Raw genomic sequence first — 15,209 nt, 5'->3', positions numbered from 1 at the left:
GACCCGGGCGCCGCCGGCCGCCCCACCCGACGCGGGCCGCTCGGCGAACTGGTCGGGGCCCGCTCCGGCGACAAGGGCGGCGACGCGAACCTCGGCGTCTGGGCCCGCACCGACCGGGCGTACGACTGGCTGCGCGGCTTCCTCACCACGCGACGGCTGGCGGAGCTGCTGCCGGAGACCGCTTCGCTGACCGTCGAGCGGTACGAGCTGCCGAACCTGCGGGCGGTCAACTTCGTCATCCGGGGGCTGCTCGGGCAGGGGGTGGCCGCGTCCACCCGCTTCGATCCGCAGGCCAAGGCGCTCGGCGAGCTGCTCCGCTCCCGCGTCGTCGACCTGCCGGCGGATCTCGACCCGGGCCGGGCGTCGCCGGCCGGGCACGCAGGCTCGGAGGGGACGGCGTCATGACCATCGTCGACACGCCGGAGCGGCGGCAGCTGCGCGAGCTGACCCGCGCCTTCGTCACCCGGGAGGTGCTGCCCCACCTCGACGGCTGGGAGCGGGCCGGCGAGGTCCCCCGCGAGCTGCACGCCACCGCCGCGAAACTCGGCCTGCTCGGCATCGGCTTCCCCGAGTCGGTCGGCGGCAGCGGCGGCGACCTGCTCGACTCGATCCTCGTCACCGAGGAGATCATCCGCTCCGGCGGCTCGTCCGGACTGGTCGCGGCGCTGTTCACGCACGGCATCGCGCTGCCGCACATGGTCGCCACCGCCGGCGGCCGGACCGGGCGCGCCCTCGGCAGCCCGCTCGGCGGCAGCCAGTCCCCCGGCCACGACGATCTGGTCGACCGGTACGTCCGCCCCACCCTGGCCGGGACGATGATCGGCGCGCTGGCGATCACCGAGCCGGACGGCGGCTCGGACGTCGCCGCGATCCGCACCACCGCCCGCCGCGACGGCGACCACTACGTGGTGAACGGCTCGAAGACCTACATCACCAGCGGGTTCCGGGCCGACTTCGTGACCACGGCGGTCTGCACCGACTTCCCCGGCAGCGGCGAGCTCAGCCTGCTGGTGATCGACAAGGGCACGCCCGGCTTCACGGTGGGACGCCGGCTGGAGAAGCTGGGCTGGCACTGCTCGGACACCGCCGAGCTCTCCTTCGTCGACGTACGGGTGCCGGTGGCCAACCGGATCGGCCAGGAGAACACCGGCTTCCTGGCGATCATGCAGAACTTCGCCGCGGAGCGGCTCTCGCTGGCCACGCAGGCGTACGCGACCGCGCAGCGCTGCGTGGAGCTGACCACCCGCTGGTGCCGGGACCGGTCCACGTTCGGCCGCCCGTTGGCCTCCCGACAGCTGATCCGGCACCGGCTGGCCGAGATGCACACCCGCGCCGAGGCGGCCCGCGCGTACGTGCACCAGGTGGCAACCCGGGTCGCCGCCGGCGAGCCGGTGGTGACCGAGGTGGCGATGGCGAAGAACGTCGCGGTGGCGGCCTGCGACCACGTGGTCGACCAGGCGCTCCAGCTGCACGGCGGCTTCGGCTACCTGCGCGACGCCGAGGTGGAACGGCACTACCGGGACGCCCGGATCCTCGGCATCGGCGGCGGCACCACCGAGATCATGAACGAGATCATCGCGAAGGGCATGGGGCTGTGACCACACTGGACAGCGCGATCGAGGTGTCCTCTCCCTCCCACCGGGCCAACCGGGAGGCCCTGCTGGAACGCCTCGCCGAGCTGGACGCCGCGCTCGAGAAGGCCCGCGCCGGCGGCGGCCCGAAGTACTCCGACCGGCACCACCAGCGCGGCAAGCTGCTCCCCCGGGAGCGGATCGAGCTGCTGGTCGATGCGGACAGCCCGTTTCTGGAGCTGTCGCCGGTTGCCGCGTACGGCACCGACTTCCCGGTGGGGGCGAGCGTGGTGACCGGCATCGGCGTGGTCGAGGGCGTCGAGTGCCTGATCGTCGCCAACGACCCGACGGTACGCGGCGGCGCGGTGAACCCGTGGTCGCTGGCGAAGACCCGACGGGCCGGGGAGATCGCCCTGGCCAACCGGCTGCCGATGGTCAACCTGGTCGAGTCGGCCGGCGCGGACCTGCCCAGCCAGGCGGAGATCTTCATCCCCGGTGGGCGGGTGTTCCGCGACCTGACCCGGCTCTCCGCGGCGAAGATCCCCACGGTCAGCGTGGTCTTCGGCAACGCCACGGCCGGCGGCGCGTACGTGCCGGGGATGTCCGACCACGTGATCATGATCCGGGACCGGTCGCAGGTCTACCTGGCCGGTCCGCCGCTGGTGAAGATGGCCACCGGCGAGGTCACCGACGACGAGTCCCTCGGCGGCGCGGCCATGCACGCGTCGAAGTCGGGGCTGGCCGACTTCCTGGCGTCCGACGAGCGGGACGGCATCCGGCTGGCCCGGCAGTGCGTACGGCGCCTCAACTGGCGCAAGCAGGGCCCGCCGCCGCGCAACCCGGTCCCCCAGCCGCCCAAGTACGACCCGGAGGAGCTGCTCGGCATCGCCAGCGCCGACCTGAAGGTCCCCTTCGACCCGCGTGAGGTGCTGGCCCGGGTGCTGGACGGCAGCGAGTTCGACGAGTTCAAGCCGGCGTACGGCACCGCCCTGGTCACCGGCTGGGGCGAGCTGCACGGTTACCCGGTCGGCGTGCTCGCCAACGCCCGGGGCGTGCTGTTCAGCGAGGAGGCGCAGAAGGCGGCCCAGTTCATCCAGCTCGCCAACGCCGCCGACACCCCGCTGGTCTTCCTCCAGAACACCACCGGCTACATGGTCGGCACCGAGTACGAGCAGCGCGGCATCATCAAGCACGGCGCCCTGATGATCAACGCGGTCGCCAACTCGACCGTGCCGCACCTGACGGTCAACCTGGGCGCGTCCTACGGGGCCGGCAACTACGGCATGTGCGGCCGGGCGTACGAGCCGCGGTTCCTGTTCACCTGGCCGAACGCGAAGTCGGCGGTGATGGGCCCGGCGCAGCTCGCCGGGGTGCTCTCCATCGTGGCCCGGCAGGCCGCCGCCGCCCGGGGGCGGGACTACGACGAGGACTCCGACGCCGCGATGCGGATGATGGTCGAGCAGCAGATCGAGTCCCAGTCCGGCGCGCTCTTCCTCTCCGGCCGGCTCTACGACGACGGGGTGATCGACCCCCGGGACACCCGCACCGTCCTCGGGCTCTGCCTGTCGGCGATCCACAACGGACCGGTGAAGGGCGCCGACGGCTTCGGCGTCTTCCGGATGTGATCCGGGTGAGTGCGAGGAACGCGGCGAAGCGCCGTCCCGCAGTCGTGAACGAAAGGCAGGCCGAGCGATCATGATCACCAGACTTCTCGTGGCGAACCGGGGTGAGATCGCCCGCCGGGTCTTCGCCACCTGCCGGGCGCTGGGCGTCGAGACGGTGGCCGTGCACTCCGACGCCGACGCCGACGCGCCCTTCGTCGCCGAGGCCGACCAGGCCGTACGCCTGCCCGGAAACACGCCGGCCGAGACGTACCTGCGGATCGGGAGGATCCTCGACGCGGCCCGCCGGACCGGCGCGGACGCCGTCCACCCCGGCTACGGTTTCCTGGCCGAGAACGCCGAGTTCGCGGCGGCGGTGACCGACGCGGGCCTGACCTGGGTCGGCCCGCCGGCCAAGGCGATCGCCGCGATGGGCGACAAGATGGAGGCCAAGGCGCTGCTCGCCGAGGCGGGCGTGCCGATGCTGCCCACCTGGACCGACGCCGACGACATCACCGACTTCCCGGTGCTGGTGAAGGCCTCCGCCGGGGGCGGCGGTCGCGGCATGCGCGTCGTCCGGGACGCCGCCCAACTGGCCGAGGCCGTCGCCTCCGCGCGCCGCGAGGCGGCCGCCGCGTTCGGCGACGGCACGGTCTTCATCGAGCGGTACGTCGAGCGGGGCCGCCACGTGGAGGTGCAGATCTTCGGCGACACCCACGGCACGGTGGCCGCCCTGGGCGTGCGCGAGTGCTCGGTCCAGCGTCGGCACCAGAAGATCATCGAGGAGGCCCCCGGGGTCATCCCGGCGGAGCTGCGGCAGCGGCTGCACGAGGCGGCGGTGGCGGCCGGGCGGGCGGTCGACTACGTCGGCGCGGGCACGGTGGAATTCCTGCTCGCCCCGACCGGTGAGTTCTTCTTTTTGGAGATGAACACCCGGCTCCAGGTCGAACACCCGGTCACCGAACTCTGCACCGGGCTGGACCTGGTCCGCCTGCAACTGATGGTCGCCGAGGGCCAACCCCTGCCGGAGAACGCCACCGACCCGCACTGGATGCGCGGCTACGCGATCGAGGTGCGGCTCTGCGCCGAGGACCCGGCGCAGGGCTGGCGTCCCGCCACCGGCACCGTCCACCGGTTCGCGGTCCCCGGGGTGGCCCGGGAGTTCGGCAACCTCCGGGCGATCGGCCTGCGGCTGGACTCCGGCGTGGTGGACGGCTCGACCGTCGGGGTGCACTACGACTCGATGCTGGCGAAGGTGATCGCCTGGGGGCAGACCCGCGCCGAGGCGATCCGGCTGCTGGCCGGCGCGCTGGCCCGGGCCGAACTGCACGGCGTCACCACGAACCGGGACCTGCTGGTCCGGGTGCTGCGCAGCCCGGAGTTCGGCGCGGTGGAGATCGACACCGGCTTCCTGGACCGGCACGAGGAGGTCTTCGCCCCGCTGCTGCCCGCCGACCAGGTCTCTCTGGTGGCCCTGGCCGCCGCGCTGGCCACCGCCGCCGCCCGGCGGGCCGACGCGCCGGTGCTCGCCGGTCTCCCGTCGGGCTGGCGCAACGTGCCCGCCTTCGGACAGGTCACCCGCTACACCGGCCCGGACGGCGAGATCGAGGTCCGCTACCGGCTGGACCGCACCGGCGCGCTCGCCGACTGGTCCACCGACCGACCGGACACCGTCGCGTCCGGCGACGCGCCGGCGGTCGAGCTGGTCTCGGCCGCCCCGGACCGGGTCGTGCTCGACGTCGACGGGGTGCGCCGCGCGTACCGCGTACACCGGGTGGGGTCGGAGGTCTTCGTGGACGGCCCGGACGGGGCCGCGAGCCTGGCCGAGCTCCCACGCTTCCCGCTGCCCACCGCGGAACTGGCCGCCGGGTCGCTGCTCGCGCCGCTGCCCGGCGCGGTGACCCGCGTGCACGTCGAGGTCGGCCAGCGGGTGGCCGCCGGCGACCTGCTGCTGACCCTGGAAGCGATGAAGCTGGAACACCCCGTGCTCGCCCCGACCGACGGTGTGGTGGCCGAGCTGCCCGTGCCGGCCGGCGGTCAGGTCGACACGGGCGCCGTGCTGGCCGTTGTCGACAACTCCAGCTCGGCGCGTCTGACGCCGCGCCGCGACCTGGAGCCGTCGAACCCCGAGTGAGCCCTGGAGGCCCCGCGATGAACTTCGACCTCACCCTCGAGCAGGACCAGCTCCGCGACGCCGTCCGCGCGCTGGGCCGCAAGTACGGCCACGACTACTTCGTGACCAAGGCCAAGGCCGGTGAGCACACCACCGAGCTGTGGGACGAGGCCGGCCGGCTGGGCTACCTCGGGGTCAACATTCCGACCGAGTACGGCGGCGGGGGCGGCGGCATCACCGAGCTGGCCATCGTCTGCGAGGAACTGGCCGCCGCCGGCTGCCCGCTGCTGCTGCTGGTGGTCTCCCCCGCCATCGCCGCCACCGTCATCGCGAAGCACGGCACCGACGGGCAGCGCAAGCGCTTCCTGCCCGGCTTCGCCGACGGCTCCCTGAAGGTGGTCTTCGCGATCACCGAGCCGGAGGCCGGGTCGAACTTCCACCGGCTCGGCACGGTGGCCCGCCGCGACGGCGACGACTGGCTGCTCTCCGGCCGCAAGTGCTACATCTCCGGAGTCGACGAGGCGCGCTACGTGCTGGTGGTGGCCCGCACCGAGGACGCCTCGACCGGGAAGCTGAAGCCGGCGCTGTTCATGGTGCCGACCGACGCGCCCGGGCTGACCCGGTCCAAGCTGGACATGGAGATCCTCTCTCCGGAGAACCAGTTCCTGCTCTACCTCGACGACGTGCGGCTGCCCGCCGACGCGCTGGTCGGCGAGTCGCTGGACGCCGGCCTGCCGGCGCTCTTCGCCGGGCTGAACCCGGAACGGATCACGGTGGCCGCGATGGGCGCCGGCACCGGCCGGTACGCCATCGAGCGGGCCTCGGAGTACACCGCCACCCGCAAGGTCTGGGGCGGCCGGAGCATCGGCTCGCACCAGGGGGTGTCCCACCCGCTGGCGCACGCGGCGGTACAGGTGGAACTGGCCCGCCTCATGATCCACAAGGCTGCCACCCTCTACGACGCGGGCCGCGACCTGGAGGCCGGCGTGGCCGGCAACATGGCCAAGTACGCCGCCGGGGAGGCCGCCGCGCTGGCCGTGGACACCGCCGTCCAGGCCCTCGGCGGGGCCGGCATGACCACCGAGTACGGGGTGGCCACCCTGCTCGGCGCGGTCCGCGCCGGCCGGATCGCCCCGGTGAGCCGGGAGATGATTTTGAACTTCGTCGCCCAGCACGTCCTCGGCCAGGACAAGTCCTACTGAGGCCGGCGGCCGAGGGCGGGCGGGGTGGCGCCGGCCCTCAGCCGACCGCCCGGCAGGCGGCGTCGATGCGGTGCACCGGGCGGACCCGCCGGCCCAGCCCCTCCAGCAGCGAATCCTCGACGTGGAAGTCCCGGATGCGCAGCCGGTGCCGGGGCAGTTCCTCCTCGCTCGGGCAGAGCACCTGCCCGCGTACCTGCTCCACCGGGACGTACCGGACCCCGCCGCGTTCCTGGAGGATCACCATGTTCACGTCGTCGGTGGTGACGACGTGCCCACGGACGTCCTGGGTCGCCCCCGAGTCGGCCGCGACCGTGGTGACGGTCAGCGGCAGCACCGGCGTGCTGATCACCGGCAGCGCCGCCCAGACCAGCATCGCCAGCACCGCGATCTGTGTGATCGGGGCCAGCGGGCGGACCACCGCCCCCGGCAGCGGCCCGGCGATGGCGAGCGCGAGCAGCGGCGGCACGACGAGCAGCACCAGGGCGAGCGACTCCCCCTGCCGCCAGGCGTCCCGCAGCGTCGGCAGCAGCAGCCAGGCGTACACGCCGAGCAGCGCGGCGACGATCAGCACCCGCGGCCCGGGCCGCTCGTGCAGCCGCTCCGGGGTGAGCTGGAAGGCCGCAACGAAGGCCGGCACCAGCAGCGGCAGGTAGAGCAGCGGCCAGGTGACCAGCGCGAGCAGGAAGCTCGCCGCCACGAACCAGGCCGGGGTGATCTCCATCCAGCGGGCGAAGAGCGGCCGGCGCAGGCCCGGCGACGGCATCCGGTCGACGCTGACGCCGAGCACCGCGCCGAAGGCGAAGACGGCGACCAGGACGGTGGAGAGCAGCCGCGCCGCCGTGGTGAGGAAGCCGGCCAGCAGGTTGACCGGGCCGACGTTCGCCACCAGCAGGAGGGTGGTCTGCAACTCGCCGCCGGCCTCCACGCCGAGTCGCAGCACCGAGAAGACCGCCGGCACGCCGACCACCGCCGTCCAGAACGACTGGCTGGCCCGGGCCCGGCGCTCACTGAGGTCATGGTCGTCCTCCCGTGCCGGCCGGTCCGCGACGGCCCGGTCCCGGTCGGGGAGGATCACCACCGGCGGTTCCGCACCGCCGGCCGCGGTGGCCGCCGCGGCGCTCACCGCCGCGGGGCCTTGTCGTCGAAGTCGACCAGCTTCGGCACGTCGAGCGGTTGCGGTTGCCGTTTCTCCGCGCGCAACCAGGGCCCGAGGGTGCGGTTGTACGCGGTCAACCACGGGCTGCTCAGCCCGTCCCGCCCCTGCTGGTAGCTCTTCTGCAGGAAGAAGGCGACCAGGTCACGCAGGGCCGGGTCGCCGATCGGCACCCCGATGCCGAGGAGCTCACTGGTGCCGAAGGGCATGTCGACGATCTGGAACTCGGTCGGGTACTGGGCCAGGAAGCCGGCGAGGATGGCCTCGTCCGAGCTGACCGCGTCGTACCGCCCCTTGCGGATGCCCTCGACGCAGTCACCGACGTCCTTCACCACCAGGGCTTTGACCTGGTGCTTCTCCAGCTCCGCCTCGGTGGTGGAGCCGCCGCTGGTGCAGATCTTGTACTTCGGGTCGCGGAGGTCCTCGATGGTGCGGATGTTGTCCTTCAGCCGGGTCGGCACCATCACCTCCTGGGTGGTGACGAAGTACGGCCCGGCGAAGCTGACCAGCTTCTTACGTTCCTCGGTGATCGAGAAGCTGGAGACGACCAGGTCGACCACGCCGCCCTGGAGCGCCGGAACGCGGTCCTCCGTGGACACCGGCACGAACTCGATCCGGTCGTCGCCCTGGTAGCCGAGGGAGGCGGCGATGTAGCGGGCGATCTCGACGTCGAAGCCGACGTGCACGCCGTTGCGCAGCTCGCCCATCAGCGGCTCGTTGGTGGCCACGCCGATCCGCAGCCTCGGCTGACCGTAGATGTGGGACTCGCGCAGCTTCTCCTGCACGGAGGGCAGCTCCGGCTCCCGCCGGCTGTCACACCCCGCCGCCGCGGCGAGGGTGAGCGTCAGCGCCACGGCCAGCGTGGTGGCGATCGAACGGACCCGGGCCCGGGCGACGGCATCGTTCATCGGCAGCCTCACTGTCTGCGCCTGGAAGGTATACCGAGAGTAGGTAGTGCCGTCCACCCGGCCGCGGAGCCGGGCCGGGGTACGGCGGACGCCCGATCGTCCGCCGTACCCCGGGTCCGTCAGCGGACGGTCAGCGTGCCGACCGCCGGCAGCGGCCCGACCACCGGCGGGAGCCGCTTGGGCTCACCCCGGGCCGGGGCGCCCTCGGCGGCCAGGTCACTCTTCGACTCCGCCGCCCGCTTGCTCCGCGCCGGCTCGTCGGGCAGGGCGACGAACGGCTGGATGTCGCCCACGCAGACCGTGCCCTTCGCCGGCAGCGCCCCCCGGACCAGGTACGCGTCGATCGCGCCGGTCACGCAGGCCGAGGTCCCGTACGCCGTGTGGCCCCAGCTGTCGCTGCTCAGCAGGCGGCTGTTCGGCAGCAGCCTGGCCGAGGTCACCGCCCCCTGGTAGTTGGTCGCCGGGTCCCAGTAGTTGCCGACCATCAGCACCGGCGCGCTGGTCCGCCGGTTGAACGGCCCGGTGTAGGCGTCCTCGTCCCGCACCGTCCAGGTGTTGCGGGCGCAGGGCGCGGTGCCCCAGGTCCAGAGCCGCCCGAAGTACGGGTCCCGCTGGTCGGCCTTCACCCCCAGCGCCGGGAAGGAGCCGGCGTCCTTCGGGTGGTACGCGTCGGTGCAGTCGACGCCGAGGAACGTCTCCAGCCCGTTGTTGTACGGGAAGTCGTACCGGCGGGCCTGCTCGCGGGCCTTGGCGGCCAGCCGGTTCACGCCGGCGCGCGCCTGCTCGCGGGCGGCGGTGCCGGCAGCCGGGTCGGTGAGCACCAGCAGCTCGGCGGTGAGGCCGACCACCTGCTGGTAGCCGAAGGGGCTGTAGAGCGCGCCCAGGGTGGAGCCGACGAAGTCGGCGTAGGTGACGGTGAACGTGCCGAAGTCCGGGTCCTCGACGACCACCGGCTCGGCCTGCAACCGCTTCGCCACCAGGTCGAACGAGGCGACCGGGTCGCCGGCGGCCAACGGGCAGGCCTGCTCCCCGGCCGAGTCGCAGCGCGTCAGGATCTCCCGCAGCGCCTTGTACGCGCCCTGGGCGCTGCGCAGCCGGTCCTCCTGCGACAGGCTGCGCGCCCGGCCCTGGCCCACCCAGGCGTCCGGGTTGAGCACGCCGTCGATCACCAGGGCCCGGACCCGGTCGGGGAACATGTTGGCGTAGTACTGGCCGAGCGCGCTGCCGTAGCTGAAGCCCAGGAAGCTGAGCTTCTTGTCGCCGACCGCGCGGCGCAGCACGTCCATGTCGCGGGCGACCTCGGCGGTCGACATCGCGCCGGTCAGCGGCCTGCCCGTGGTGGAGCAGCCCTTGCCGACCGCCTTCGAGGAGGCGACGTACGCTTTCTCCTCGTCCTTCGGCCACGGGAACGCGACGTTCAGCCCCGCGTACGCCCGGGTCTGCTCCTTCACCGACGGGAAACACCTGACCTGCTGGCTCGCGCCGACGCCGCGCGGGTCCACGCCGATGATGTCGAAGCGGTCGAGCACCTCGTCACCGAGGAAGTACGGCGCGGCGAGCGCGATGTCGGTGCCGGCGCCACCGGGGCCACCCGGGTTGAGGAACAGGCTACCGACCTTGGCCTGCTGGTCACGGGCCTTGACCCGGAGCACGGTCACCTCGGTGGTCGCGCCCTTCGGCTGGTCGTAGTCCAGCGGCAGTTGGACGGTGGCGCACTCGGCGTACTCGTAGCAGGCGTACCAGTCCAGCTTCGGCGTCGGCACGCGGTCGACCCGGCGTGCCTCTGTGGGGCTGGTCCGGTCGGAGGTGGCCGGGCGGCCCCAACCGGTCAGGGACGGTGCGGCGGCGGCGGGTGCGACCGCCGACCCGGCGAGGATGACGCCGGCGATTCCTGCTGCGGCCAGGGACCGGGTTCGTCGTGGCATGTGGACGCCTTCCGGTGGAGGACGGGACAGGTCGAGAGTGAGGCTCGACCCCCGTCACTCTAGAGATCGTGGGCAATGAATGTCGCCCGCAAAATCGTCATATCTCCGACGAAACGCGCAGTGATGTAACGAATTCTTCATGGTCGACGCTTTAGCGCACCTCCAGTGTCCCACCTACCGCGTCACGTCCCCTCGCCGGCAGCGACGTCGGCGGGATCGGGTGGTCGAGCGAGGACGAAGACCCGAGATGTCCGCACGCGACGGTGGGGACGCCGGGCGCGGCGATCCCGTGTGGACCGACCGCCCAGGCGACGCGAAGCCGCGTCCCTGCTCGACGTGCCGCGGCGGCACGGTTGACAGCCGGCCGGGCTTGGACATGCTGGACGGGTGAGGTTACCCAGGCCCGACGCGCGGACGGCCGCGGTCGTCGCGGCACTGGCGGCGGTCTCGCTGCTGGTGACGCTGATCGTGTGGCGCCGTCAGGACCTCCTCGGGGTGGTCCTGGCGCTGCTCTGCGTCCTGTTCACGATGATCGCGGGTGTGTCGGTGGCGGCCGCCCGGGAGCACGACGACAGGAGGTCGGCCGTCGCCGTCGCGCCGTCCGGGCATCCGTCGGGCGGGCTGCACGGCATCGACGCGGACACGCTGGAGACGCTGGACAACCGGGAGGCGGTCCGCGCCATGCGGGAGCGCCACGGCGGACGCGGCCGATCAGCTACCGGTGAGGGTGGGTGAGGCGAGCGCGTCGAGCCCGCGCCCGGCCAGGCACCGGTACGTCCGGTCCGTCTCCGCCGAGGTCGGCGGCAGCACCTCCAGGTTCCACCCGTCCGCGTCGGTCATCCCGCTGGTCAGCCGGAAGGTGGTCTCGTTGCAGACCTGCCGCACCACCGGATCCGCGCTGACCTCGTCGTAGCCGGCACCGACCAGGGTGCCGGGGAGCGTCCCCTCGGCGTAGCTCTCCCAGGTGTGCTCACCGTCGCAGGACACCCGGGCCGCCCTGGCCCGCGCGCCGCGCACCTCCATCGGCCCGAAGCACTCCAGCTCGCCGGCGCACCCGGCGCCAGCGGGCAGCCGCGAGGTCCCGGCGCAGGCGGGCAGCACCGCCCTGTTCGCCGCCACCCCGGGCGTCGGGGACGGGGTCGGGACGGGCGCCCCACCGGCCAGCCAGGCGCCGGCGCTGGCGGAGGCGGCCAGGGCCAGCATCCCGGCACCGCCGAGGAACCAGCGTCGCCGCCAGCGACGACCGGAGGTGGGCACCGTCGGGTGGGGATCCTCGACCGGCGATCGCGGCGCGGGGCGGGCGGAACGGCCGGAGGCGTACGGGCCGGAGGTGGGACCGCCGCTGAACGGCACGCCCGACACCGGTGCACCGCCGGCCGTCGAGCCGGTGGCCGGGTCCAACGGAAGGCCGGCCAGCAGGCTGCCCAGTTCGGCGGCGGAGGGACGCTCCCCCGGGTCGTTGGCCATCCCGACGCGGAGCACGTCGACGAGTTCCTCCGGCACCCCGGGCAGGCCGGGGATCGGCTGGTGGAACATCTCCAGCACGGTGACCAGGCTCGGGTTCCGCTCGGACTGCCAGCGGGGCGGCCGGCCGTGCATCACCGCGTAGAGGGTGGCGCAGAGGGCGTAGACGTCCACGGCGGGCGACGGCGGGCTGTGGCTGAACATCTCCGGCGGCGCGTACGCCGGCGTGAGCACCTCCAGGGCGACCGAGGCGTCGCGCATCTCGGCCAGCACGGCCAGCCCGAAGTCGGCCAGCACCGCCGGATTGAAGTGCGAGTAGAGGATGTTGGCGGGCTTGACGTCCCGGTGCAGGACGCCGGCCGCGTGCGAGTGGGCGATCGCGTCGGCGATCTTGACGCCGAGGTCGCGGGTCTCGGCGGGACCGAGCGGCGAGGTCCGCATCCGTTCGGCGTACGACCCGTCGCAGAGTTCCATGATCAGGTAGGGGTGCTGGTCGACCGTGACCCCCACGTCGAAGAGGTCGACCACGTGCGGGTGGGACGACATCCGGCCGGCGGCCCGCGCCTCGCGCAGGAAGCGCGCCTGGTCCCGCTCGCTGTCCAGCGTGCGGTTCTCCACCTTGACCGCGACCTCACGCCCCACCGAGATCTGGGTCGCCTTGTAGATCGTGGCGTAGCCGCCCCGGGCAAAGACCCGCAGATCAGTCAGACCGGGCACGATGGGCAACGGCAGGGCGCCGGGCGGGGTCTCGGTCACAGCTTTGAAAATACCCAACCGGACCGGTGGCTCAGTGAACCGCATCGGTCGCGGGCGCGGCCCCGGCCGCCCCGGACCCCGGTACGACGGTCGATCCGGACCCGGTAACCGCAGCTCCGGCGGCCGATCCCTCGGTCGCGGCCGCCCCGGCGGCCGGCCCCTCGCCGGCCACGGCAGCCCCGGCAGCCGATCCTCCGCCGGCCACGGCAGCCCCGGCGCTCGACCGCTCGTGGGCAGGGGCTGGCTGCGCCGCCGGTTCCGGTGCAACCTGTTCCGCCACGACGGCTGACGGGCTACCGGTGGCGGCGGCTCCCGCGGTCGGCGCGACCGACCGGCGCGCGTCCCACCAGAGCCCGGCGGCGGTCGCCAACGCGCCGACGCCCTCCCAGGCGGCCACCCCGAAGAACCGGCCCGGCGCGATGTCGGCCAGCACCGCGATGCTGAAGACGGTGAAGGTGACCAACCGGAAGAAGACCGTGAACCGGTAGAACGAACGCCACTCGGTCGCGGTGGCGAGCAGGTAGTAGACCCCCATGTTGAACGAGGCCATCGACGAGGCCATCAGGAAGGTGCCGGTGTGGTCGCCGGCCGCCCGCCGGGCCGGCACCTCGAAGCCGAGCAGGCGCAGCAACGCCTCGGGCCAGAGCAGCCCGACCGCGCCCATGACCAGCGCCAGCACGCCGAAGACCGCGATCGTCCACCCGGCGCCGGAACGCGGCAGCTTCATCAGGACCTCTCCCACCCGGCACGGTCACTGTGGACCGCCCCTCGGACCTGACACGCTAGCGGCCACCCCCGACGCCCACATCCCCGAAACCGCCAGATCTCCCCACCCCACCCGCCCCGACCTCCCCCCGCGCCCAGGCACGCCACCACCACCTGGCGGGCGGGCCCGCCGCACCCGCCCGATCGGCGCACCCGGCGAGCGCGGCCATCGCGGCGAGCGCGGCCATCGCGGCGAGCGCGGCCATCGCGGCGAGCGGATCTTGGAAGATTTCGGCCCCCATAGGGGCCCTTTCTCACCAAGATCTCTCAAAGGCGCTGCTGGGCGGGGCGCGGCGGAGGGGTGGTCAGGCGGAGGGGTGGTCAGGCGGAGGCGAGGCGGGCGCGGAGGGCGTCGGCGGCGGCACGTTCGCTGCGCTGCTCGGTGGCGTACGCCAGGCGCACCGCCTCCTCGGCGCTGGTCAGCGCCTCCACGGGCCGGCCGCAGGCGGCCAGCGCCTCGGCGAGGACGCTCGCCGCGATCACCTGGCTGCGGACGTCCTCCGCCGGGGCGGTGACCGCCCGGTGGGCCCAGTCCAGCGCCTGCTCACGCTGGCCGTGGGCGAGCAGCGCCGAGGCGTACCGGGCCATGGTCTGGCGGCGGGAGAAGAGCAGCGAGGGCGCGGTGGCGGCGGCGGTGGCCACCGGGGCGAGCAGGCCGACCGCGGTGGCGGAGTCGCCGGCGGCCAGCCGGGCGGTGGCGAGCAGCACCCGGGGCGCCACCTGCGCGGGCGCCTGCGGGTTGTGCGGCTCGACGGCGGTCAGCACCGCGCGGGCCTCCCGCTCGGCGGTCTCGCAGTCGCCCATGTCCAGCGCGACGAACCCGCGCAGCGTGCCGGCCATCCCGGTGAGCAGCGGGTGGGAGGTCCGCCCGGCGTACGACAGCGCGTCGGTGAGCAGGTCGGCGGCGTGCTCCGGCTCGCCCAGCCCACGGGCCACCACGGCCCGGACGACCAGCGCGAAGCCGCGCCCCCAGTCGTCGGAGGCGGCGGCGAATTCCCGGTACGCCCGCCGGGCCTCCCGGTCCGCCTCGGCCAGTTCACCCAGCTCGGCGGTGGCGTACGCCTCGACCGCGCGCAGCGTGCCCACCGCCCACGCCTCGCCGACCCGCTCACCGAACGGCAGGAAGACCCGCGCCATCCGGCACGCCTCGCGCAGCCGACCGGCGAGCAGCCGGGCGAACGCGGTGGTGCCGCGCAGCCAGGCCCGCCCGTACGGGTCCTTCAGTTCGGCGAAGAGCCTGGCGGCCCGTCCGAGCACCGCGTCGGTGCCGGCGAAGTCGCCCCGGGTGGTGGTGACCCAGGCCAGGTTCTGCAACGACCAGGCCTGCCCCCGGCGGTCCTGCACCTGGAGGCTCACCTGGTACGAGGCGGCGAGCCGGCTGCTCGCCTGCCCCAGCCGGCCGGCGACGAAGTCGGCCATGCCGAGGCGGCGCATCGCCGAGGCGCGCAGCGTCGGCAGGTTGCCGGCGGTGGCGACCTGCAACGCCTCCTGCCAGCAGGCCACCGCTCGCGCCTGGTCACCCATGGTCTGGTGGGCTTGGCCGGCGAGCAGCAGCGCGCTGGTCCGGGTGGCCGCCTCGTCGCCGGCGTTCGCGGCGATCTTCTCGGCGAAGGCGAGCGCGTCGGCGGGCCGGCCGACCTGGAGCAGCGCCCGGGCGTGCACCACCCGGTCCGCCGCGGGCACCGCGCCGCGGGCCAGTTCGGCGGCGCGTTCGGCGTACTCGATGGCGAGGGCGGGCTCACCGGCGGCCA

Annotated in this window: 11 protein-coding genes and 1 pseudogene; 6 read left to right on the top strand and 6 right to left on the bottom strand. The window is 73.7% G+C overall.

What is annotated here, in order from left to right; genetic code table 11:
• The 5 genes from NCC78_RS15220 to NCC78_RS15200 all read left to right on the top strand — a co-directional run.
• Positions 1-405 (top strand): AtuA-related protein (locus NCC78_RS15220; RefSeq protein ID WP_443677202.1); only part of this gene is annotated, 405 nt, incomplete at its 5' end.
• The gene (locus NCC78_RS15215; protein WP_250795184.1) at positions 402-1,598 is read left to right on the top strand and encodes an acyl-CoA dehydrogenase family protein; all 1,197 of its coding nucleotides are present in this window, start codon (positions 402-404) and stop codon (positions 1,596-1,598) included. The genes NCC78_RS15220 and NCC78_RS15215, both read left to right, overlap by 4 nt.
• Positions 1,595-3,196: an acyl-CoA carboxylase subunit beta gene (locus NCC78_RS15210; protein ID WP_250795183.1), complete on the top strand. Its 1,602-nt coding sequence runs from the start codon at positions 1,595-1,597 to the stop codon at positions 3,194-3,196. Before NCC78_RS15215 ends, NCC78_RS15210 begins: the two co-directional genes overlap by 4 nt.
• A gap of 70 nt (positions 3,197-3,266) precedes the next feature.
• The gene (locus NCC78_RS15205) at positions 3,267-5,306 is read left to right on the top strand and encodes an ATP-binding protein (RefSeq protein WP_250795182.1); all 2,040 of its coding nucleotides are present in this window, start codon (positions 3,267-3,269) and stop codon (positions 5,304-5,306) included.
• A gap of 17 nt (positions 5,307-5,323) precedes the next feature.
• Complete coding sequence (locus NCC78_RS15200) at positions 5,324-6,487, top strand: acyl-CoA dehydrogenase family protein (protein WP_250795181.1); 1,164 nt, start codon at positions 5,324-5,326, stop codon at positions 6,485-6,487.
• Between the two features lie 37 nt (positions 6,488-6,524).
• Here NCC78_RS15200 and NCC78_RS15195 read toward each other — a convergent pair whose 3' ends face one another.
• From NCC78_RS15195 to NCC78_RS15185, 3 genes are all read right to left on the bottom strand, one after another.
• The gene (locus NCC78_RS15195) at positions 6,525-7,610 is read right to left on the bottom strand and encodes a hypothetical protein (protein ID WP_250795180.1); all 1,086 of its coding nucleotides are present in this window, start codon (positions 7,608-7,610) and stop codon (positions 6,525-6,527) included.
• Positions 7,607-8,548 carry a transporter substrate-binding domain-containing protein gene (locus NCC78_RS15190; protein ID WP_250795179.1) on the bottom strand — a complete coding sequence of 314 codons (942 nt, stop codon included), beginning with the start codon at positions 8,546-8,548 and terminating at the stop codon, positions 7,607-7,609. The genes NCC78_RS15195 and NCC78_RS15190 overlap by 4 nt, the downstream gene beginning before the upstream one ends.
• Before the next feature lie 119 nt (positions 8,549-8,667).
• Positions 8,668-10,473, bottom strand: coding sequence for an alpha/beta hydrolase (locus NCC78_RS15185; protein ID WP_250795178.1), 1,806 nt, complete (start codon positions 10,471-10,473; stop codon positions 8,668-8,670).
• A 387-nt stretch (positions 10,474-10,860) separates the two neighbouring features.
• On the opposite strand from NCC78_RS15185, the gene NCC78_RS15180 reads away from it, so the two are divergent.
• Positions 10,861-11,208: a hypothetical protein gene (locus NCC78_RS15180; protein ID WP_250795177.1), complete on the top strand. Its 348-nt coding sequence runs from the start codon at positions 10,861-10,863 to the stop codon at positions 11,206-11,208.
• On the opposite strand, the gene NCC78_RS15175 is transcribed toward NCC78_RS15180, so the two are convergent.
• The 3 genes and pseudogenes from NCC78_RS15175 to NCC78_RS15165 form a co-directional block, all read right to left on the bottom strand.
• Positions 11,185-12,693 carry a serine/threonine-protein kinase gene (locus NCC78_RS15175; protein WP_250795176.1) on the bottom strand — a complete coding sequence of 503 codons (1,509 nt, stop codon included), beginning with the start codon at positions 12,691-12,693 and terminating at the stop codon, positions 11,185-11,187. The genes NCC78_RS15180 and NCC78_RS15175 overlap by 24 nt on opposite strands.
• Positions 12,694-12,976: 283 nt before the next feature.
• Positions 12,977-13,420 (bottom strand): annotated as a pseudogene (locus tag NCC78_RS15170) (hypothetical protein); the annotation flags it as partial.
• A gap of 359 nt (positions 13,421-13,779) precedes the next feature.
• Positions 13,780-15,209 (bottom strand): ATP-binding protein (locus NCC78_RS15165; RefSeq protein ID WP_504920177.1); only part of this gene is annotated, 1,430 nt, incomplete at its 5' end.

It is taken from the genome of Micromonospora phytophila (assembly GCF_023656545.1).
GTDB classification, from domain to species: domain Bacteria; phylum Actinomycetota; class Actinomycetes; order Mycobacteriales; family Micromonosporaceae; genus Micromonospora; species Micromonospora phytophila.
Note: the sequence above shows the minus strand (reverse complement) of the source record. Positions and strands in the feature narration are given on the sequence as shown.